The following is a 21,967-nucleotide window of genomic DNA, read 5'->3' as shown; positions in this document are numbered from 1 at the left end:
CTCCTATCCTATGGTCTTCGGTACCTGATACTGTCCTTCTTTCTTCTTCGGTGCATTGGCAAGCATTTTCTCACTGTTGTCGCCGTTTGTGACAATATCATCACGGAAAACATTTTTGTCACCGAAAATATGTGACAGTGGTTCCACACCATCTGTATCCAGTTCGTCCAGTTTTTCTACATAATCCAGCATTTTCTGCATATCTTGTTTTGCTTTTTCTTTTGCTTCTTCTGTAAGAGAAAGTTTCGCAAGAATGCAAACATTTTCAATTGTTTCGTCATCTATAATTTTCGCCATTGTATTCTGTGCCTCCCTCGTAACTGTTTACGGCTCCAGTCTGTTCAGATCTCTCGGGAACAAACATGCTTCACGTACATTTTCCTCTCCCAGGAGCTGCATGGTCAGACGTTCCAGTCCGATTCCAAGCCCTCCGTGAGGCGGCATTCCATGTTTAAATGTATCCAGGTACTGTTCCATACCTTCTTCTTCCATTCCACGTGCTGCGATTTTTTCTTTCAGCTGTCTGTAATCATGGATTCTCTGACCGCCTGTTGTCACTTCAAGTCCGTGGAACAGAAGATCAAAACTCAGTGTAAATCTGGAATCTTCCGGATCATCCATCGCATAGAACGGACGTTTCTTTGACGGATAATGTGTTACGAATACAAAGTCAGCATCAAATTCTTCTTTGAAGTATTTACCGATCAGCGCTTCTTCTTCAGGCTCAAGGTCAAACGGGTTGCGGATCTTACGGTTGTATTTTTCGGAAACCAGTTCTTTTGCTTTATCAAAACGAACTGTCGGAATCTTGTCTACCTTCGGAAGTTCTACTTTCAGGATTGCCAGTTCTTTTGCATAATCTTTCTTCAGAAGTTCCACTGCATACTGAAGGAATCCTGTTTCCATTTCCATAATATCTTCAAATCCGTCAATATATCCCATCTCAAAATCAAGACTCGTATATTCATTCAGATGACGCTTTGTGTTATGTTTTTCCGCCCTGAAAACAGGACCTGTCTCAAATACACGATCGAATACACCTACCATCATCTGTTTATAAAACTGAGGGCTCTGTGCAAGAACAGCAGGTTTATGGAAATAGCTGAATTTAAACAGGTTGGCTCCACCTTCAGCACCTCTTGCGCCTATCTTTGGTGTATGGATTTCTGTAAATCCCTGTCCATAAAGGAAATCACGGAAAGCTCTTGTGAGTGCTTCCTGAATTTTGAATTTAGAGCGTTCCTGAATATTACGAAGAGCAATTGGACGTAAGTTCAGTTTTGCTTCCAGTGATGTATTTAATTTCCATTTGTCAATAGCAAGCGGCATTGGTTCTGCCGGCCGTGAAAGAACTGTAATCTCACGAATACGGATTTCTCTTCCATGAGGTGCTCTTTCTTCTTCGTTAAGTACTCCTCTGATTCTGAGTGTCATGGCTTCTTTTAGATCATGAATGGAAAGGTTTGCTTTTTCTTCTTCAAATACAGTCTGAAAAAGTCCTTCCCGTCTTCTGATTATCACAAATGCCACATCTCCCATATTACGGATACTGTGAACAGCTCCCTCCAGAACGACTTCCTGATTTAAAAGAGAATTACCTAACAGATCTTCCCACTGGCATACTTCTTTTTTACATGTACCATCCAAAAACTCCATTTCCTCATCCTCCATTATCTATTATCTACTGCCATGAATATCTCATTCACGCCACCGATCATTCTTCATAAAACAGCATCAACAGCATCTGTGCTGTTTCAACCATATTTGTACCCGAATCCATACTGGATTTCTGAATATATCTGTACGCATCCTCTTCACTCAGATGATTTCTCTGCATCAGCATCATCTTTGCATTAGAAATATAATTCTGTTCTTTCCAAGACCTTGTTTTGGGTTTATTCTTTTCTTTTCTCCTTCGCCGCTCCTGCTGCGTCAGAATCATATTTACCGTATTGACAAGATCTCCTGCCTTCATCGGCATCTCTACTGAAAGAATAAAAGAAGGAACTTCACAGATCACTCTGGCTGAAGCCAGAAGAAGAAGTTCAAAGTCTTTCGGCAGACATTCCGCAAGATCATAATAATTCATATCAGGCAGGCGATAACCACTGATCATTACACCACTGCCCAATTCTGATGCACTTGCAAGTGCGCTGGATGCCGTATTACATACTGAAGCCACCGAAAGCCCATGTCGTTCCAGAACAGACCGGATTTTCTTAGCATCTTCAATTTTTGGTAAGACTATCACAATGCTGCTCATCCATGTGTCTCTCCTCTTCCCTTTGTAACACGCTTTTGCTGCTTTTATTCAGATTTCTGTTACAAACGGTACAGATATTCTTCTACTTCCCAGTCTGTAACCTGTCTTACATAACGCAGCCATTCATTTTTCTTTTCTTTTATATACTCCTGACAAAAGTCCTCTCCAAGTACATTCTTTATCCAGCTGCTCTGTTCAAACAGCTCGATTGCATCTTTCAGTGTCTCCGGAAGATGCTCTGTATTTCCATCCTGTGTTGCAATATTAGATGATTTTGTAGGATATATTTTATTTTTTACTCCATCCAGGCCTGCCGCCAGGCATACTGCCAGCACCAGATATGGATTTGCAGATGCATCAGGACTTCTCAGTTCCACTCTGATTCCATCCCTTCTGGTAACCGGAATTCTGACAAGAGAATTCTGGTTATTTTCCGTCCATGTAAGTTCTGTCGGTGCATCGTACCCCGGAACAAGACGTTTGTAGGAATTCACCAGTGGATTTGTGATCAGAGCCATTTCCTTGCTGTGTGCAAGAAGACCTCCAATAAAATAATATGCCTCTTCACTGAGTTTTTCAGGATTATTCTGATTTTCAAAAACATTTCTTCCATCTTTGAAAAGTGAAAACTGAATATGCATTCCTGAACCATTCACTTCTGATCTCGGTTTCGGCATAAAAGTAGCATGAAGTCCGTGACGTTTTGCAACAATACGCACTGCCATCTTAAATGTCATCAGACAGTCGGCTATCTTGCGGATCTCTCCATAATGAAAATCGATCTCATGTTGTGCAGGTGCTGCCTCATGATGGGAAGATTCCACTTCCACTCCCATATCTTCAAGTGTAAGCACCATATCTCTTCTGGCATTTTCGCCAAGATCAAGCGGACTGATATCCAGGTATCCTGCCTGCTCATGAGTTACTGTAGTCGGCTTTCCATTGTCATCTGTGTGAAACAGAAAAAACTCACATTCAGGATCAATAAAACAGGTATAGCCTTCTGCTTCTGCCTTTGCAGCTGTTTTTTCGAGAATATATCTTGGGCTGTTCTGATATGGTGTTCCATCCGGACAGTAAAGATCACAAATCAAACGTGCAACCTTTCCCTGCTGCGGACGCCACGGCAGAATTGAAAATGTATCACGTACAGGACTCAAATACAAATCTGTTCCCTTGTCTCCTGCCATACCTGATATCTGCTCTCCGTTTACAATACATTGATTATCCAGTGCCCGGGGGAGTTCCCGAGCGGTCACGGCAATATTTTTGATTGCCCCATACATATCGGTAAACTGAAGACGGATAAATTCTACGTCTTCTTCCTCCACCATTTGTAATATTTCCTCTCTGGAATAATTCCCCATCACATTCTCTCCTTATCAATGAAAAAATATATTACATAAAAAAAGGGCGCACTTCTGAAAGGATCTACCCTCCAAAAGAACGCCTTTGTCCATGCAGGTATTATAGCAACCGGCATTTTCTTTGTCAACTCTCTTTTTTACAGATTTGTATATCCCATAAGGGATTCATCGACTGCCTTTGCAGCCTCTCTGCCCTCACGAATCGCCCATACTACCAGTGACTGTCCTCTGTGCATGTCGCCTGCAGTAAATACACGCTTAACAGATGTTTCATATTCTTCCTGTTTTGTTTCAACATTTGTACGGCCGTTTACAGCAACATGAAATGCATCTGTCACATATTTCTGACTTCCGAGGAAACCAGCTGCAATAAGTACAAGATCAGCCGAAATCACTTCCTCTGTTCCTTCTACCGGAACCATCATCATTCTGCCTGTCTTTTCATCTTTCTGTGATTTAAGTTTAACAATCTTTGCCTTGCAGACATTACCTTTTTTATCAGGAATGAATTCTGTAACAGTTGTCTGATATACACGCGGATCATGGCCAAATACGGCGATTGCTTCTTCCTGGCCATAATCTGTCTTGAGGACTCTCGGCCACTGTGGCCATGGATTGTTTGCCGCACGTTCAACCGGAGGTTTCGGCATCATTTCCAGCTGTGTTACGGATTTTGCGCCAAGACGAACGCTTGTTCCAACGCAGTCATTTCCTGTATCACCACCACCAATAACCAGTACATTTTTACCTTTTGCAAGTTCATACGGAACTTTTTCAAAATCAGAATCAAGAAGGGTCTTTGTCACTTTTCCAAGAAAATCAACTGCAAAATAAATTCCCTTTGATTCTCTTCCCGGAACCTTAATATCTCTCGGATTGGAAGCACCACAGGCAAGGATCACTCTGTCATATTTCTTGAGAAGTTCTTCTGCTGTGATATCTGTTCCTACATTTGTATTAAGAACAAATTTTACTCCCTCTTCTTCCATAAGACTGATTCTTCTGTCGATCACCCATTTTTCAAGTTTCATATTCGGAATTCCATACCGAAGAAGTCCACCAGCTCTGTCACTTCTTTCATATACAGTAACCTCATGGCCTCTTCTGTTCAGCTGCTGAGCTGCTGCCAGACCGGAAGGACCGCTTCCGATAACAGCCACCGTCTTTCCTGTACGAACTGCCGGTTTCTGTGGCTGTACCCAGCCTTCTTTATATGCAGTCTCTATGATTGCTCTCTCATTTTCTTTTGTTGCAACTGGCTCTCCGTCAAGATTGCAGGTACATGCAGCCTCACAGAGTGCCGGGCATACTCTGGAAGTAAATTCCGGAAAACTGTGCGTTTTTGATAATCTTAAATATGCCTGTTTCCAGTTTCCTGTATATACAAGGTCATTTGTCTCAGGAACCAGATTGTGAAGAGGACAGCCGGAGGCCATACCCCCGAGCATCATTCCTGACTGACAGAACGGAACACCGCAGGCCATGCAGCGTGCTCCCTGTAATTTCTGTTTTTCTTTGCTGAGCGGAATCCGGAACTCATTGAAATTTGCTATCCGGACCTTTGGAGGCAGCACTTTGGCTGTCTCTCTCTTATATTCTAAAAATCCTGTTGGCTTTCCCATGTTTCCTCATCCTCCTTAATGCTTTGCTCCGATGCTTTCATAGAATGCTTCCATCTGCGCCTGCTGACTGGTAAGTCCCTTTTCTTCCAGTTTTGCACTGAGTGTGATCATTCTCTTATATTCATTCGGAATCAGTTTCTTGAAGTGTGGCAGATATGCATCAAAATCAGCCAGCACCTTTGCTCCCAGTTCTGAACCGGTTGCAGCAACATGGGCTTCGATCAGATCTCGAAGTTCTTTCTTATCATATTTGTTTTCTACTTTTTCAATAGAAATCATTGCTTTGTTGATGTTTTTGTACAGTTTGTTCTCAACGTCCAGTACATAGGCAATACCACCGCTCATACCAGCCGCAAAGTTTTTACCTGTTCTTCCGAGTACTACAACACGACCGCCTGTCATATATTCACAGCCATGTTCGCCAACGCCTTCAACAACTGCATAGGCCCCTGAATTACGTACTGCAAAACGTTCTCCTGCAACACCGTTGATAAATGCATAACCACTGGTTGCACCATAGAGTGCAACATTGCCGATAATAATGTTCTCTTCTGGTTTATAAGATGCTTTCTCCGGAACTTTCACGATCAGTTTACCACCGGAAAGACCTTTTCCAAAGTAGTCATTACTGTCACCTGTCAGATTCAGTGTAAGTCCTTTCGGTATAAAAGCGCCAAAGCTCTGTCCGCCGGATCCTTTACAGTTGACCACGATTGTATCATCATCAAGGCCCTTACCTGTTTTTCGGGTAATTTCCGCACCAAGGATCGTACCGAATGTACGGTCTGTATTGGTAACTTCCACCTCAAGTTCCATATGCTGTCCCTTTGTTATGGCTTTTTCACATTTTTTAAGAAGAACTTTTTCATCCAGAGTCTTTTCAAGTTCAAAATTATACGCTGCCTTTGGATCAAAAGTAACTTTCTGACCATTTCCCGCATATGGATTATTGAGAATTGCACTGAGGTCCAGTTTTCCTTTATGAGGTTCAGCAGTAACAGCTTCTTTTGACTGTCTCAGAAGGTCTGTACGTCCAACCATCTCATCTACTGTATGAACACCAAGACGTGCCATATATTCTCTCAGTTCCTGCGCAATAAATCTCATAAAGTTTTCTACATATTCCGGTTTTCCGCGGAAGCGCTTACGGAGTTCCGGATTCTGTGTTGCAATACCAACAGGACATGTATCCAGGTTACATACTCTCATCATAACACAGCCCATTGTTACAAGAGGAGCTGTTGCAAAACCAAATTCCTCAGCGCCAAGCAGAGCAGCAACAGCTACGTCACGGCCGCTCATCAGTTTACCGTCTGTCTCGATACGAACACGGTTACGCAGTCCGTTCATGATCAGCGTCTGATGTGTTTCCGCAAGTCCAAGTTCCCATGGAAGTCCTGCATTATGAATAGAACTTCTCGGAGCAGCTCCTGTTCCTCCGTCATAACCTGAAATCAGAACTGTCTGTGCGCCAGCCTTGGCAACACCTGCTGCAACTGTACCGACACCTGCTTCTGACACAAGTTTTACGGAAATATCAGCATAAATATTAGAATTTTTCAGGTCGTAGATCAGCTGTGCAAGGTCTTCAATTGAATAAATATCATGATGCGGTGGCGGAGAAATCAGTGATACACCAGGTGTTGAATGACGTGTCTTTGCAATCCACGGATATACTTTCTTTGCAGGAAGATGTCCGCCTTCACCAGGTTTTGCCCCCTGTGCCATTTTAATCTGGATTTCTCTTGCTGATACAAGGTAACTGCTTGTTACACCAAAACGTCCGCTGGCAACCTGTTTGATTGCAGAACAACGGTCATTGTCAGTTCCTGCAGAAGCAATACGTTCATCGCTCTCTCCACCTTCACCTGTATTGGATTTTCCATGGAGATGATTCATTGCAATGGCAAGTGTTTCATGTGCCTCCTGGGAAATGGAGCCATAGGACATGGCACCGGTTTTAAATCTCTTAACAATCTCATCTACGCTTTCGACCTCATCGATCGGAATCGAATTTTCCGGATAATTAAATTCAAGAAGTCCACGTAAAGATCCATGGCTTTCTTCATCTACCAGTTTTGTATATTCTTTAAACTGTTTATAACTTCCGTTTCTGGTTGACGTCTGCAGAAGATGAATCGTCTGCGGGTTATATTTATGTTCTTCGCCCTGACTTCTCATCTTATGTGCACCTGCACTGTCCAGTGTAAGATCTGTATTCATTCCCAGCGGATCAAAAGCTTCTGAATGCAGTCTGTCCACATTGTCCTCAATATCTTCCAGTGTAATACCGCCTACACGGCTTACTGTTCCTGTAAAATATTTATCAATAACTTCATTTGAAATACCGATTGCCTCAAAAATCTGAGATCCCTGATAAGACTGAATTGTCGAAATACCCATTTTGGAAGCAATCTTGACAATCCCGCTTAAAACTGCATGATTGTAATCTTCTACTGCTGCATAGTAGTCCTTATCCAGCATATGATTGTCAATCAGTTCACGGATAGTTTCAAGTGCCAGATACGGGTTGATCGCACTTGCACCATATCCCAGAAGTGTTGCAAAATGATGTACTTCTCTTGGTTCACCGGATTCAACAATAAGCGCAAGTGAAGTACTCTTCTTTGTCTTTACAAGATGCTGGTGCACTGCTGATACAGCCAGTAATGACGGGATCGGCATATGGTTTTCATCCACGCCACGGTCTGAAAGTACGAGGATGTTTGCACCATCACGGAATGCTTTGTCAACTTCTACAAACAGACGGTCAATTGCTCTTTCAAGCTTCGTACTCTTATAATAAAGAGTAGAAACAACAGCTACTTTGAATCCCTCATGTTTCATATTTTTGATTTTCAGCATATCTGTATTGGTAAGGATCGGATGAACGATCTTCAGCACATGACAGTTTTCCGGCTGCTGTACCAGAAGGTTTCCGTCTTTACCGGCATACACACTTGTAGAAGTAACAATTTCCTCACGGATAGCGTCAATAGGCGGGTTTGTTACCTGCGCAAAAAGCTGTTTGAAATAATCAAATAACGGACGATGTTCTTTTGATAATACGGCAAGTGGCGTATCAACTCCCATTGCCCCAATACTCTCTGCTCCGTTCAGTGCCATATTACGGATAGAAGTACGATACTGCTCATACGTATATCCAAATGCTTTCTGAAGACGTGCACGCTGTTCGTCTGTATATTCTTCCATACGAATATTAGGAATCTTAATATCTTTCAGCTGTACCAGATTGCTGTTCAGCCATTCTCCGTAAGGCTGCATTTTTGCATATTTTTCTTTCAGCTCATTATCATCAATAACCTTGCCCTGAACAGTATCAACAAGAAGCATTTTTCCAGGATGAAGACGTTCTTTCAGGACTATCTTTTCTTCCGGGATAGGCATAACACCGACTTCTGAAGACAGAATCATATAACCATCAGATGTAATATAATATCTGGAAGGTCTGAGACCGTTACGGTCAAGCACAGCACCCATTACATCTCCATCTGAGAACAAAATAGAGGCAGGTCCATCCCATGGTTCCATCATAGTTGCGTAATACTGATAAAAATCTCTCTTTTCCTGAGAAATTGTATCATTATATGCCCATGGCTCAGGGATTGTGATCATTACTGCCAGTGGAAGTTCCATACCACTCATTACAAGAAATTCCAGTGTATTATCCAGCATTGCAGAGTCAGAACCATTACGGTTTACAACAGGGAGGACTTTATGAAGCTGTCCTTTCAGATATGGAGATTCCATATTTTCTTCTCTTGCAAGCATCTTGTCCGCATTTCCACGGATCGTGTTGATTTCACCATTGTGTACAATAAATCTGTTCGGATGTGCTCTCTCCCAGCTTGGGTTGGTGTTTGTACTGAATCTTGAGTGTACCATTGCAATAGCGGAATCATAGTCAGGATTCTGAAGATCCGCAAAAAATGTGCGCAGCTGACCAACCAGGAACATACCTTTATATACGATCGTACGGCTGCTCATGGATACCACGTAGGTATTGTCATTACTCTGTTCAAATTCACGTCGCGCTATATAAAGCATACGGTCAAACGGAAGTCCCTTTTCCACATCTTCAGGTTTTTTGATAAATGCCTGCATAATATATGGCATACATTCCCTGGCTTTATGTCCAAGTACATCCGGGATTACAGGTACAGTTCTCCAGCCCAGAAGTTCAAGGCCTTCTTTTTCCACAATGATCTCAAACATTTTTTTTGCCTGTGCACGTTTGATCTCATGCTGCGGGAAGAAGAACTGAGCAATACCATATTCTCTTTCTTCACCGATATCAAATCCCTCTTTTTTACATGTTTTCTTAAAAAATCTGTGGGATATCTGCAGAAGAATACCAACTCCATCACCGGTTTTTCCTTCTGCATCTTTTCCAGCACGATGCTCCAGATGCTCTACAATACGCAGTGCATTGACAACTGTATCATGAGTCTTTTTTCCTTTGATATTGACAACTGCTCCGATACCACAGTTATCATGTTCAAATTCCTGGCGATAAAGACCTTGGTCTTCCCTCATCACTTCTTGCATGTTCCTCATCCTCTCTTATTTCTCTATCCGCTTCATTTTGTTTATTCCTTATTTAACTCACTCTTTGCATTTTTTTCTTTCAGATACTCGACTGCTGCACCTACAAATCCACGGAAAAGAGGATGCGCATGATTCGGTCTTGATTTGAATTCAGGATGACCCTGTGTTCCCTCAAAGAACGGGTGATCTTTAATCTCAATCATCTCAACAATATGACCGTCCGGTGAAGTTCCTGCAATAGTCATTCCATTTTCCGCAAGTTCTTCTCTGAATGCATTGTTTACTTCATAACGATGTCTGTGACGTTCCTGAATCTCTTTCTGTCCGAAAAGTTCTTTTGCTTTTGAATTTTCGGCAAGTACGCATGGATAACTTCCAAGACGGAGGGTTCCTCCCAGGTCTTCCACACTCTCCTGGTCGGGCATCAGTGCGATTACCGGATGTTTTGTTACAGGATCAAGTTCAATACTGTTTGCATCTTCATAACCAAGTACATGTCTCGCAAATTCCACAATTGCCATCTGCATACCAAGGCAGATTCCAAGGTACGGTATCCTGTGTGTTCTCGCATACTGTGCTGCCAGGATCATACCTTCGGTTCCTCTGTTTCCGAAGCCGCCCGGAACAAGAATTCCATCTACTTTATAAAGAACCTGATCCAGATTCTTCTCATTTAATTCTTCTGAATCTACCCATGTGATATCTACTTTCGCCTTACAGGAAATACCGCCATGTTTCAATGCCTCAACAACACTTAAGTATGCATCATGAAGCTGTGTATATTTTCCTACCATTGCAATGTTAACTTCACATTCAGGATTACGGAGGTCACTTACCATCTGGATCCACTCTGTAAGATCCGGTTTACGGTTTTCCAATCTCAATGTCTCAAGAACAACATCTGCAAGTTTTTCTCTTTCCATAGCAAGAGGCGCTTCATACAGATATTCAACATCCAGGTTCTGCAGTACGTGACTTACCGGCACATTACAGAACAGTGCGATCTTTGCTTTGATTTCATCAGTCAGTTCATGCTCACTTCTGCATACAAGGACATCCGGCTGGATTCCCATTGCCTGTAGTTCTTTTACACTTGCCTGTGTAGGTTTTGTTTTCAGTTCTTCAGAAGCTTTCAGATATGGAATCAGGGTTACATGGATCAGTACTGCATTGTCATGGCCTACATCATGCTGGAACTGACGGATTGCTTCCAGGAACGGCTGACTTTCAATATCACCTACGGTTCCTCCGACTTCGATAATGGCAATTCTCTCTTCTTCCGGTGTTTTTGCTTTGTAGAAACGGCCCTTAATCTCATTTGTGATATGTGGAATGACCTGAACAGTTCCTCCGCCGAAATCTCCATGACGTTCTTTCTGAAGAACAGACCAGTAAACTTTTCCGGTAGTTACGTTTGAATTTTTGTCCAGGCTTTCATCAATAAAACGTTCATAATGTCCGAGATCCAGGTCTGTTTCCGTACCGTCATCTGTTACAAAAACTTCTCCATGCTGAATAGGGTTCATAGTTCCCGGGTCAATATTGATGTACGGGTCAAACTTCTGCATGGTTACCTGATATCCTCTTGCTTTCAGAAGTCTTCCCAGTGATGCTGCGGTGATTCCCTTTCCAAGACCTGATACAACACCACCTGTAACAAAAACATATTTTACTGCCATTACGATTTCCTCCTCCATTTTTATCTGCTTGTCTATTATATATAATAGGAAGTCTTTTTCTGACATTCCACTTTATGTCAAAAAAAGGCGTCAGAAACAGCCTTAACCAATACTCTGGTCTCTGTTTCTGACGCCTTTGTCAGACATAAAAATTCTTTATGATTCTAAATATGTGCATTACTATACATTATTTTTCAGCGTTTGTAAATATGCAATTTACTGATTTTCTTCTATTTCCATAGGGTATTTTCCGTCAAAACATGCTTTACATAATGGAAGACCACCTGCCATTCCCTCCAGGAATTCACTCTGCATATATCCAAGTGAATCTGCTCCGATCATCTCGCAGATTTCATCTGTGCTGTGCTGGGAAGCGATCAGCTGATCATTTGACGGAACGTCTGTACCAAAATAGCATGGATGAAGGAACGGTGGTGAACTGATTCTTACATGTACTTCCAGAGCTCCTGCATTCTTAAGCATACGGATAATATTGGCCATCGTAGTTCCTCTTACGATAGAGTCATCTACAAGAACAATCCTTTTGCCTTTGACTGCTGATTCGAGAACACTCAGTTTCAGATGTACACTGGATTCACGTTCCTCCTGTGTAGGTTTGATAAACGTTCTCCCTATATAGCTGTTTTTATAAAAGGCAAATCCGAAAGGAATTCCGGAAGCCTCTGAATATCCCTTTGCTGCCGGAATACCTGACTCCGGTACACCGGTAACCATATCTGCCTCCACAGGATAAGACTTGGCCAGGGACTTACCTCCACGGATTCGTGCATCATAAATTCTGACACCATCCATAACACTGTCCAGTCTTGCAAAATAAATATATTCGAAGACACAATGCGCATGTTTTCCGCCTGCAAGTTCTTTATTTGTTTCGATACCTTTACGGGAAATTGTGATCATCTCTCCCGGTTCAATGTCCCTGACAAACTCAGCTCCTACAGATGTAAGAGCACAGCTTTCGGAGGCCAGCACATATGTATTACCTCTTTTTCCCAGACATAACGGCTTCAGTCCAAGAGGATCACGGATTCCGACCAGTTTGCGGGGGCTCATTACCACAAGTGCATATGCACCCTTCAGTTTCCTGGCTGTTTTCAGGATTGCTTCTTCTACAGATTTAGAGTGTACACGTTCTCTCGCAATATGAAATGCAATAACCTCTGAGTCTGTCGTTGTATGGAAAATTGCTCCGTTCTGGATCAGTTCCCATTTCAGCTCCGGTGTATTGATCAGATTGCCGTTATGTGCAAGTGCAAGAGTACCTTTTACATAAGACAATACAAGCGGCTGGGCATTCTCTGCCACAGATGCTCCCGTTGTAGAATAACGTACATGACCGATTCCAAGATTTCCCTCCATACTGCGTATGGTTTTTTCACGAAGTACCTCACTTACCAGACCCAGATCTTTGTGAAACTGAACATTTCCCCTCTCGCCATCTGTGCGGGAAACTGCAAGTCCACAGGATTCCTGACCACGGTGCTGTAATGATGTAAGACCATAATAAATAGACGGAACAACATTCCCGCCATCCAGATCATACATACCGAAGACACCACAGGCTTCTTTTAATTCTGCCATCCGTATTTCCTCCCATTTTCGATATCTGATTACACTGAAATTATAATAGAAGAAAGGGATTTGTCAACCCCTGTCCCTTCAAAAACACATACAAATAAATTCATTCTGTCAAACAAAAAATTTGAATTTTTTTCAAAAAACTTATTGACAATCGTTTTTTTTTGAGTATACTACATCACATAAGCAACGGCGCTTTGGATTAAATTCCAGAGCGCCTTTTTTGTTTATAAAGTGATTATTCAGATTAATGGACATGAAAGGAGATTTATTATGGAACAGCGAATTCCTGAAATTTATGGCAGCCTTGTATTTAATGACAAGATCATGCGTGAAAAATTACCGAAAGATATGTACAAGGCTCTGAAAAAAACTATTGAAAACGGTACACATCTGGAACTTGATGTTGCAAACTCTGTTGCTGTTGCAATGAAAGAATGGGCTCTGGAGCATGGTGCTACTCATTACACTCACTGGTTCCAGCCAATGACAAACTTCACTGCTGAAAAACATGACAGCTTCATTTCTCCTACAACAGACGGACAGGTGATCATGGATTTCTCCGGTAAAGAACTTGTTAAGGGTGAACCGGATGCTTCCAGCTTCCCGTCAGGAGGTCTTCGTGCAACATTTGAAGCAAGAGGATATACAGCATGGGATCCGACATCACCGGCATTTATTAAAGACCGTACACTTTATATTCCTACTGCATTCTGCTCATACAGCGGAGAGGCACTTGATAAAAAAACACCTCTTCTCCGTTCTATGGACACACTGAATAAAGAGGCGGTAAAAATTCTCCGTCTCCTTGGCAATACAGAAGTAAAACACATCAACACCACAGTTGGTCCGGAACAGGAATACTTCCTTGTAGATAAGGATCTTTATAATAAGAGAAAAGACCTTATCTTCTGCGGACGTACCCTGATCGGTGCTCCTGCTCCTAAAGGACAGGAAATGGAAGATCATTACTTTGGAACACTGAAGCCTCGTGTTTCCGCTTATATGCACGATCTTGATGAAGAACTGTGGAAGCTTGGTATCCCGGCAAAAACAAAACATAATGAAGTTGCTCCTGCACAACATGAGCTTGCTCCTGTATTTGACACAACAAATGTTGCAGTTGACCACAACCAGCTGACAATGGAAATCATGAAAAAAGTTGCAGCCAAACACAACATGGTATGCCTTCTTCATGAAAAACCGTTTGAGGGAATCAACGGAAGCGGAAAACATAACAACTGGTCCATGAGCACAGATACAGGTGTCAACCTTCTTGATCCAGGAAAAACACCTGCTGAAAATACTCAGTTCCTTGTTTTCCTCGTTGCAGTTATCAAAGCAGTTGATGATTACGCTGATCTGCTTCGTATTTCTGTTGCAAGTGCAGGAAATGACCACCGTCTTGGAGCAAACGAAGCTCCGCCGGCAGTTGTATCTATCTTCCTCGGTGATGAACTGACTGAAGTACTGAAATCCATCGAAAAAGATGAATTCTTTACCGGTCATGGTGCAGTACAGATGGACATCGGTGCAAAAGTACTTCCTCATTTTGTAAAAGACAACACTGACAGAAACCGTACTTCACCGTTTGCATTTACAGGAAACAAATTTGAATTCCGTATGCTTGGCTCCTCCTCTTCTGTTGCAAACCCGAACATCATTCTCAATACAGCTGTTGCAGAATCTCTGCGTCAGTTCTATGAGAAACTGAAAGATGTTCCTGCTGGTGAAATGGACAAAGCAGTGCATGAATTGCTGAAACAGACTATTACCGATCACAAACGTGTAATCTTTAACGGCAACGGTTATACAGACGAATGGATTGAAGAAGCTGAAAAACGTGGACTTTACAACCTGGTTTCCACACCGGATGCCCTTCCACATTTCGTTGATGAAAAGAATAAAAAACTTCTTACAAGCCATCACATCTTTACAGATGCAGAGCTTCACTCTCGTTATGAGATCAAGCTTGAGAATTATGTAAAGACACTTCATATTGAAGCAAATACTATGGTTGAAATTATTCAGAAAGACCTTCTTCCAAGTATTACTACATATATGGAAAAACTTGCTCAGACAGCAGCTCTTAAGAAATCTGTTGTTCCGGATATCTCTGTATCCGCAGAAGCAGCTCTTCTTACAAAACTGACTGAACTTGCCGAGACAATGACAAAAGATCTTGAAACTCTTAAGACCGATACTGCAATGGCAGAATATGAAGTTGATAAAGATCTTCTCAAGAGTGCCAAACTTTATCAGAGCGTTGTTCTCAGTGATATGGAAAAAGTCCGTACTTCTGCTGATGCAGCTGAAGCACTTATCCCGGATTCAATTCTTCCATATCCGACCTATGGCAAACTGTTATTCTCTATCTCTGACTGAGGATAACGTCACAATTTCACAATGGTAAAATCAGGGGATATCTTTTTTATGAACATGATACTTCATAATTCATTATCGATTTCCTCATCCATTAATCACACGATACGGTATCCCCTGTTTTACATATATATTTGATTCGTAAAGGCGCGGAGAATGATAGAAAATTCATTCCTGCGCTTTTTTATTTTCGGAACACGTTAACAGATAAACTTTTTTAGGGGAAAGAGAGGTAACAATATGTATTCTTCAGTAAACACCATCTGGGTGCTGTTTGGCGCAGCACTGGTATTCTTTATGCAGGCCGGTTTTGCAATGGTTGAAACAGGTTTCACCAGAGCCAAAAATGCCGGTAACATTATCATGAAAAACCTTATGGACTTCTGTATAGGTACTCCTACATTCTGGATTGTCGGTTTTGGTATCATGTTTGGTGCCGGAAACGGATTCTTTGGAAAAATCGGCGGCATCGCAACAGAAGCCAATTATGGATCTGCAATGCTTCCTGACGGTGTTCCGTTCTGGGCATTTCTTATCTTCCAGACCGTCTTCTGCGCAACAAGTGCTACTATCGTATCTGGTGCAATGGCTGAAAGAACCAAGTTTTCTTCCTATTGTATTTACAGTTTCATCATCAGTCTTATTGTATATCCTGTATCCGGTCACTGGATCTGGGGCGGTGGATTCATCAGCCAGATGGGCTTCCATGATTTCGCTGGCTCCTGTGCAGTACATATGGTAGGTGGTGTTGCAGCTTTCATCGGAGCTATTGTACTTGGACCACGTATCGGTAAATATTCCAAGAGCGGCAAATCTAAAGCTATTCCGGGACATAACCTTACAATCGGTGCACTTGGTGTGTTTATCCTCTGGTTCTGCTGGTTCGGATTCAACGGTGCTTCCACTGTAAGTATGGAAGGTGATGCGATCGTAAGTGCAGGTAAAATCTTTGTTACAACTAACCTTGCAGCAGCTGTTGCTACTGTAACAGTACTTATCATCACATGGGTTAGATACAAAAAGCCAGATGTTTCCATGTCACTGAATGGATCTCTTGCTGGTCTTGTTGCCATTACAGCAGGCTGTGATACAGTATCTCCCACATCTGCTGCAATTATCGGTATCCTTTCCGGTTTCATCGTAGTATTTGGTATTGAATTTATTGACAAAGTCCTTAAAGTTGATGACCCTGTCGGCGCTGTCGGCGTTCACGGACTGAACGGAGCATTCGGTACTCTTGCTGTCGGTCTTTTCTCTGATGGCTCAGGCACAGGCTGGAAAGGCCTTCTCACAGGTGGCGGTTTCCATGGATTCGGTGTTCAGTTTATCGGAATGATCATCACTATCGCATGGGTTGCTGTTACTATGACAATCGTATTCCAGGCACTCAAACATACTGTTGGTCTTCGTGTTTCCGCTGAAGAAGAAATCGAAGGTCTGGATTCCAAAGAACATGGTCTTACAAGTGCATATGATGGATTTGTTGTACATGACACAATGACTACAGTTCCTACTCCTATGGGTGTAACAAAAGAGATTCCTTCTGCAAATACCTCTGCAAATGTTGCTCCTGCTGAAGTAGCTGACACAATTCCTGAACTGCCGAAAGAAGGCATTCACAAACTTACAAAGGTTGTCATTATCACCCGTCAGAGCAAACTGGAAGAGTTCATGCATGCCATGAACGAGATCGGTGTCACCGGTATCACTATTACAAACGTTATGGGCTGTGGCGTACAGAAGGGAGCCCGCTCCTACTACCGTGGTGTCGAAATGGATATGAATCTTCTTCCTAAGATTAAGATTGAAATTGTTGTAAGTCTTGTACCTGTCAAAAAAGTTATTGACACAGCCAAAAAAGTTCTTCATACAGGTCAGTATGGTGACGGCAAGGTCTTCGTTTATGATATCGAAAACGTTGTCAAGATACGTACAGGCGAGGAAGGATTCCAGGCTCTGCAGGACACACAGCCACTTAATTAAGGTTTCCTGTTTCTTAAATTATAATAAAAAAGTGGAATTCCTGTTTATGGGGATTCCACTTTTTTATTGTTACCTAAAACAGTAACCTCTTATTTATTCTTCTCTCTTCAGTTTCGGAAGATTCCATCTGTAATGTGCTGCCAGATAACGGATCAGCACTACAACTGCTGATGCACCAACCATGGAAACTACAGCTCCATAATAACGGTAAAGTATCACACATACAATCGCTCCCACAATAGATGCACAGGCATATATATGTTTTACAAGAATGTAGGGTGGAACACCTGCCATAATATCTCTCAGCAGTCCACCTCCTACACCTGTTATCGTTCCAAGAAAAACAAGCAGAAATGTATAATCCACATAACCGTGAGCAATTCCTGTATTTACCCCCACAACAGTAAAAATCCCCAAACCTACAGAGTCCATTACAAGCATGATCTTATCATATGTCTCCCTGTTATGTCCCTGCAAAAGTTCTTTTTTCAGATACAATATCATAAATACAACACAGGCTGTAACTGTTGCCACAACAGTATATACCGGACGCTGAAACATTGCCGGAGGTACAATACCAAGAATAACATCCCTGACAGCTCCACCCCCTACTGCCGTTGTTACTCCAAGTACGATCACACCGAAAATATCCATTGCCCGGTCTACAGCCACCATTGCACCTGAAGCTGCAAATGCGATCGTTCCAATCATTTCCATAATAAACGTAATCAACTGCTGATAATCCATAATCTACCTTCTCCATTCCCCTTTATACTGAATATTAATTATATATGTTCTTTTCTTCTCTTGCAATGATATGTTGTTATTTGGGAAGTATTTTGGCTATCTGCACCGCCAACTCTTTTGCCTTTTTTTCAGTTTTCAAATGGTACTGTTTTTTTCAGCCAAAAAGCCATACCGTGGAAGCATGGCAGACCTTCCTCAGCATGGCTTTTTATTATGGCAATGTTTGGCAAAAATTTTGATTTCTATTTACTGAATTAAATATATGTGTAGAATTATTTTACTTAATGAAACTTACATGTTTGCAGATTTCTTCAACTGCTTTGTCTTTTCTTTCATTGAAGATTACTTTATTTTCTTCAAAGAGATTACGTCCTTCTGTATCAATAGACACGATCAGCGGACCAAATTCTTTTACTCTGCAATGCCACAGTGTTTCCGGCATTCCCAGGTCTCTCCACTGAGCATCTACGATTTCTTCAACTTCTGTTGCTGCTACAACTGCATTTCCGGCCGGAAATACACAGTGGATTGCACCAAATTCTTTACATGCACGTTCTGTATTTTCTTTCATACCACCTTTTCCGATGATCACACGAACGCCTGTTTCTTTTACAAATTCATATTCGAATTTTTCCATACGCATACTTGTTGTTGGTCCGACAGATACCATTTCAAATTTGTCATTTTCCAGCGGACGGATAATCGGTCCTGCATGAAAAATTGCTGCATCTTTTACATCTACAGGAAGTTCACGTCCTTCTTCTACCAGACGTCTGTGTGCAACATCACGACAAGTTGTCATACTTCCGTTTAAATAAATGATATCTCCAATATGGATATCTTTGAGATCTTCTGCTGAGATCGGTGTTGTTAAAATTTTCTTTCCATCTTTAATTTCCAGCATTATAAAGTCACCCCCGAATGTGTTGTGATTGTGTAGTTAAGGTCTTTATCAAAAACAATATGTCCACGTCTGTGTGACCAGCATCCAACATTTACAGCTACACCGATTGTAGATGGATGTCTTGCTGTATTTTCGATATGAACACCCATTACTGAATATTTTCCGCCCATTCCCTGGGGTCCAAGGCCAATTGCATTGATACCGTCTTCCAGAAGTTTTTCCATGGAAGCTGCTCTTTCATTCTCATTGTGACTTCCCAGTGGTCTCATAAGAGCCTTTTTGGAAAGTAATGCAGCTGTTTCAACAGACGTTGCAACACCTACACCTACAAGAAATTGATATAATTATTGACTTTTTTTGTTAACAAGCCTATTCTGTAGATACAGATGACTATGTAAATGCAAAAGAAAGGGGAATATTTGTGACTCTGGAATTAACTGGTAAAGAAATCGTCTATCTTTATGGACTGTTGAAAAAAGATCTGGACAAACTTGAAACTGCTGAATCATCATCTTCAGTAAAGACTGATATAAAATATCACAAAATTTTAATTAAAAAATTGGAAACTTCAGTACCGCGTTTAAAAAATCTTCCAATTATTTAATTTTCTGCTCTGCTTCACGCAGAGCTTTTTCATCCATAAAGGAGAGCAAATGATATGAAACTGACTCAGCTTGAATATTTTTGTGTGGCAGCAAGATATCATAACATTACAAAGGCCGCCAGAGAATTATTTGTAACTCAACCTTCTATCTCCAATGCCATCAAAGCTCTGGAAGAAGAATTTGGAGTAAATCTTTTTTTTCGAAACAATAATAAACTCACCCTGACCCCAGAAGGTGAGCTCTTTTATAAAAGTGCAGAAGAACTTCTTGCACACGCAGATTCTGTCGAATCAGAATTCCATGAATTAAGAAAAAAGATCACTCCTATTCGCATTGGTCTTCCGCCAATGCTAGGAACGATCTATCTGCCTGAACTTTATTTATCTTTAAAGGAAAATTTCCCGGAAGTTGATTTCCGGCTTTTTGAATTTGGTTCTATCAGGGCCTGTGAACTGGTACTTGAAGAAAAACTTGATATCGCAATTGTTAATGCTGAACAACCCGCCATCGACAAATGTAATTCTCGTATTATTGATACAGAAGATCTGCTTTTCTGTGTTTCACCTGAGCATCCTCTGGCAAACCAGCAGCAGATTCTGCTTACCATGCTTGCCAAAGAACCCCTGATTCTGTTCAATACTGACTCGGTTCAGGTAATGACTCTTACCCGTCAGTTCAAAGCCGTTGGCATAAATCCTCATATTCTTCTGAATACCAGCCAGATTACTACTCTGATCAATATGATAAAATCGGACCATATTGGAACTTTTCTATATCGTTCTATTGTAAATGCACAGCCGGATATTATAGGAATTCCTGTTCTTCCTTCTATAGAACAACGGATCAGTGTTATATGGAAAAAAGGCAAATATCAGAATGCCACAACAGAAAAAGTCATTAAATATATTGAAAATTTTTAATCATACTTACATACAGAGATATACGAAATACACGGCATAGGACAACAGCATAACCACTCCGCAGCTTCTGCGCAGCTCTTTATGCCTGATCGTGCCAAGCCAAAGGATCACGCATGCTGCCGCTGCAAAAATACTGTCAATAATAAATTTGCTTTCGAATGGTACTTTGCAGATCAATGCTGTAGTTCCTATAACAAACAAAATATTAAAAATATTACTTCCAACGATATTTCCGACTGCAATATCTGCTTTTCCCTTCCGTGCGGCTGTTACTGATGTAACCAGTTCCGGAAGGCTTGTTCCAAATGCAACAATCGTAAGTCCTATCAAACGGTCACTCATTCCAAATGCAGATGCGATTCCAGAAGCTCCATCTACTGCGAAATCACTTCCAACTACAACCATTATTCCACCTGCAATCAACATAAGAATACATTTCCATACAGGAGGGACAGTTTCTTCCTGTTCCACAGAATCTTTATTTTTCTTCGCTGACTGAAAAAGATAAATAAGAAATCCGATAAATAATATCCAGAATATAACGCCTTCATAAAAAGAAACAGTGTTACCTGTATAACCAAATATCATTAAAAGAATCGTGATCAGAAATACAAAGGGAATTTCATAATATATTGTTGATTTCTGAACAGTAACAGTTGTAATTACTGCAGTAAGGCCCAATATAATAAATATATTCATTATATTACTTCCAACAATATTTCCAACAGTTATTCCCGCATTTCCCTTTAATGCTGATGTAATGCTTACGGCGGCCTCTGGGAGGCTTGTTCCCATTGCTACAATTGTAAGTCCTATGATCAGCTGCGGGATACCAAGACGACAGGCTATCCCTGATGCTCCCTCAACAAACCAGTCTGCTCCTTTTACAAGGATAATGAAGCCTGCTATAAGCAAAAACAAATTCAAAATCATTTTCTTTTCCTCCTTTTTATATTAAAAAAAACGAGATTTTTACCGTATAAACTAGTATACAGTAAAAGTCTCGCTATTTAATCATTTCCCGGATTATAAAAATAATCGTAATGACGGAAAACAAACCACTATGGTCAGCTACTCCCTTTCAGGCTATATATATTATTAAAAACAGGGGATGAGAGAATCGAACTCCCACCAAAGGTTTTGGAGACCCCTATCATACCATTTGACCAATCCCCTATATATGAGAAAATGTGACTATTTCTAGTCACTAATCTCTTCATAACTTCAAAACTACATACATGTTGACTAAACAACTCAATCTTAAACCATGCTTACGCTTCGTCGAGCCCAGTCATCTCATGACTCCGTCATTCGATGTCCTTTGCTT

General features: G+C 41.3%; 15 protein-coding genes, 1 tRNA gene and 1 pseudogene. 4 read left to right on the top strand and 13 right to left on the bottom strand.

From position 1 onward, the window contains the following. Nucleotides 1-3: 3 nt before the first annotated feature. From gatC to purF, 8 genes are all read right to left on the bottom strand, one after another. Complete coding sequence (gene gatC, locus ACTNB8_RS09575) at nucleotides 4-297, bottom strand: Asp-tRNA(Asn)/Glu-tRNA(Gln) amidotransferase subunit GatC (protein WP_441054169.1); 294 nt, start codon at nucleotides 295-297, stop codon at nucleotides 4-6. A 27-nt stretch (nucleotides 298-324) separates the two neighbouring features. Continuing rightward, a complete protein-coding gene (gene aspS / locus ACTNB8_RS09570) occupies nucleotides 325-1,656 on the bottom strand; it encodes an aspartate--tRNA(Asn) ligase (RefSeq protein ID WP_441054167.1) in 1,332 nt (443 codons plus the stop codon). A 58-nt stretch (nucleotides 1,657-1,714) separates the two neighbouring features. Continuing rightward, nucleotides 1,715-2,263: an ANTAR domain-containing response regulator gene (locus tag ACTNB8_RS09565; protein ID WP_441054165.1), complete on the bottom strand. Its 549-nt coding sequence runs from the start codon at nucleotides 2,261-2,263 to the stop codon at nucleotides 1,715-1,717. Nucleotides 2,264-2,322: 59 nt separating this feature from the next. After that, nucleotides 2,323-3,630, bottom strand: coding sequence for a type I glutamate--ammonia ligase (glnA, locus tag ACTNB8_RS09560; protein ID WP_441054163.1), 1,308 nt, complete (start codon nucleotides 3,628-3,630; stop codon nucleotides 2,323-2,325). A gap of 137 nt (nucleotides 3,631-3,767) precedes the next feature. Further along, nucleotides 3,768-5,252: a glutamate synthase subunit beta gene (locus ACTNB8_RS09555; protein ID WP_441054161.1), complete on the bottom strand. Its 1,485-nt coding sequence runs from the start codon at nucleotides 5,250-5,252 to the stop codon at nucleotides 3,768-3,770. 15 nt (nucleotides 5,253-5,267) lie between these two features. After that, the gene (gltB, locus tag ACTNB8_RS09550) at nucleotides 5,268-9,830 is read right to left on the bottom strand and encodes a glutamate synthase large subunit (protein ID WP_441054159.1); all 4,563 of its coding nucleotides are present in this window, start codon (nucleotides 9,828-9,830) and stop codon (nucleotides 5,268-5,270) included. A gap of 32 nt (nucleotides 9,831-9,862) precedes the next feature. Beyond that, nucleotides 9,863-11,500, bottom strand: a complete 1,638-nt coding sequence (locus tag ACTNB8_RS09545) for a CTP synthase (RefSeq protein ID WP_296158027.1) — start codon at nucleotides 11,498-11,500, stop codon at nucleotides 9,863-9,865. A 216-nt stretch (nucleotides 11,501-11,716) separates the two neighbouring features. After that, the gene (purF, locus tag ACTNB8_RS09540; RefSeq protein WP_441054157.1) at nucleotides 11,717-13,102 is read right to left on the bottom strand and encodes an amidophosphoribosyltransferase; all 1,386 of its coding nucleotides are present in this window, start codon (nucleotides 13,100-13,102) and stop codon (nucleotides 11,717-11,719) included. Nucleotides 13,103-13,372: 270 nt separating this feature from the next. Here purF and ACTNB8_RS09535 point away from each other — a divergent pair, with 270 nt between their 5' ends. Together ACTNB8_RS09535 and ACTNB8_RS09530 are read left to right on the top strand one after the other, a co-directional pair. Continuing rightward, a complete protein-coding gene (locus ACTNB8_RS09535) occupies nucleotides 13,373-15,484 on the top strand; it encodes a glutamine synthetase III family protein (RefSeq protein ID WP_441054155.1) in 2,112 nt (703 codons plus the stop codon). Between the two features lie 237 nt (nucleotides 15,485-15,721). Then, nucleotides 15,722-17,464, top strand: a complete 1,743-nt coding sequence (locus ACTNB8_RS09530; RefSeq protein WP_441054153.1) for an ammonium transporter — start codon at nucleotides 15,722-15,724, stop codon at nucleotides 17,462-17,464. A 93-nt stretch (nucleotides 17,465-17,557) separates the two neighbouring features. On the opposite strand, the gene ACTNB8_RS09525 is transcribed toward ACTNB8_RS09530, so the two are convergent. The 3 genes and pseudogenes from ACTNB8_RS09525 to ACTNB8_RS09515 all read right to left on the bottom strand — a co-directional run. Beyond that, entirely contained in the window at nucleotides 17,558-18,211 is a 654-nt protein-coding gene (locus ACTNB8_RS09525) for a trimeric intracellular cation channel family protein (RefSeq protein ID WP_296158034.1), read from the bottom strand. Nucleotides 18,212-18,488: 277 nt separating this feature from the next. Then, entirely contained in the window at nucleotides 18,489-19,115 is a 627-nt protein-coding gene (ttdB, locus tag ACTNB8_RS09520; protein WP_441054151.1) for a L(+)-tartrate dehydratase subunit beta, read from the bottom strand. Next, nucleotides 19,115-19,447: pseudogene (locus ACTNB8_RS09515) on the bottom strand (fumarate hydratase); the annotation flags it as partial. The gene ttdB and the pseudogene ACTNB8_RS09515, both read right to left, overlap by 1 nt. An 89-nt stretch (nucleotides 19,448-19,536) precedes the next feature. Here ACTNB8_RS09515 and ACTNB8_RS09510 point away from each other — a divergent pair. Then, entirely contained in the window at nucleotides 19,537-19,719 is a 183-nt protein-coding gene (locus ACTNB8_RS09510; protein WP_441054149.1) for a hypothetical protein, read from the top strand. A gap of 54 nt (nucleotides 19,720-19,773) precedes the next feature. Next, entirely contained in the window at nucleotides 19,774-20,640 is an 867-nt protein-coding gene (locus ACTNB8_RS09505; RefSeq protein WP_441054147.1) for a LysR family transcriptional regulator, read from the top strand. A 6-nt stretch (nucleotides 20,641-20,646) separates the two neighbouring features. Here ACTNB8_RS09505 and ACTNB8_RS09500 read toward each other — a convergent pair whose 3' ends face one another. Continuing rightward, nucleotides 20,647-21,573, bottom strand: coding sequence for a calcium/sodium antiporter (locus ACTNB8_RS09500; protein ID WP_441054145.1), 927 nt, complete (start codon nucleotides 21,571-21,573; stop codon nucleotides 20,647-20,649). A gap of 172 nt (nucleotides 21,574-21,745) precedes the next feature. Then, nucleotides 21,746-21,816, bottom strand: a tRNA-Trp gene (locus ACTNB8_RS09495). Nucleotides 21,817-21,967: the final 151 nt, after the last annotated feature.

Source organism: Blautia sp. HCP28S3_G10, assembly GCF_052065235.1.
GTDB lineage: Bacteria > Bacillota > Clostridia > Lachnospirales > Lachnospiraceae > Blautia_A.
This window is presented reverse-complemented; position numbering and strand designations above follow the sequence as displayed.

Coding starts and splice junctions, on each gene's coding strand:
- ttdB (WP_441054151.1), bottom strand. CDS start 19,115: ATGCTGGAAATTAAAGATGGAAAGAAAATTTTAACAACACCGATCTCA.
- ACTNB8_RS09545 (WP_296158027.1), bottom strand. CDS start 11,500: ATGGCAGTAAAATATGTTTTTGTTACAGGTGGTGTTGTATCAGGTCTT.
- glnA (WP_441054163.1), bottom strand. CDS start 3,630: ATGGGGAATTATTCCAGAGAGGAAATATTACAAATGGTGGAGGAAGAA.
- ACTNB8_RS09530 (WP_441054153.1), top strand. CDS start 15,722: ATGTATTCTTCAGTAAACACCATCTGGGTGCTGTTTGGCGCAGCACTG.
- ACTNB8_RS09555 (WP_441054161.1), bottom strand. CDS start 5,252: ATGGGAAAGCCAACAGGATTTTTAGAATATAAGAGAGAGACAGCCAAA.
- ACTNB8_RS09505 (WP_441054147.1), top strand. CDS start 19,774: ATGAAACTGACTCAGCTTGAATATTTTTGTGTGGCAGCAAGATATCAT.
- ACTNB8_RS09525 (WP_296158034.1), bottom strand. CDS start 18,211: ATGGATTATCAGCAGTTGATTACGTTTATTATGGAAATGATTGGAACG.
- gltB (WP_441054159.1), bottom strand. CDS start 9,830: ATGAGGAACATGCAAGAAGTGATGAGGGAAGACCAAGGTCTTTATCGC.
- gatC (WP_441054169.1), bottom strand. CDS start 297: ATGGCGAAAATTATAGATGACGAAACAATTGAAAATGTTTGCATTCTT.
- ACTNB8_RS09500 (WP_441054145.1), bottom strand. CDS start 21,573: ATGATTTTGAATTTGTTTTTGCTTATAGCAGGCTTCATTATCCTTGTA.
- purF (WP_441054157.1), bottom strand. CDS start 13,102: ATGGCAGAATTAAAAGAAGCCTGTGGTGTCTTCGGTATGTATGATCTG.
- aspS (WP_441054167.1), bottom strand. CDS start 1,656: ATGGAGTTTTTGGATGGTACATGTAAAAAAGAAGTATGCCAGTGGGAA.
- ACTNB8_RS09565 (WP_441054165.1), bottom strand. CDS start 2,263: ATGAGCAGCATTGTGATAGTCTTACCAAAAATTGAAGATGCTAAGAAA.
- ACTNB8_RS09535 (WP_441054155.1), top strand. CDS start 13,373: ATGGAACAGCGAATTCCTGAAATTTATGGCAGCCTTGTATTTAATGAC.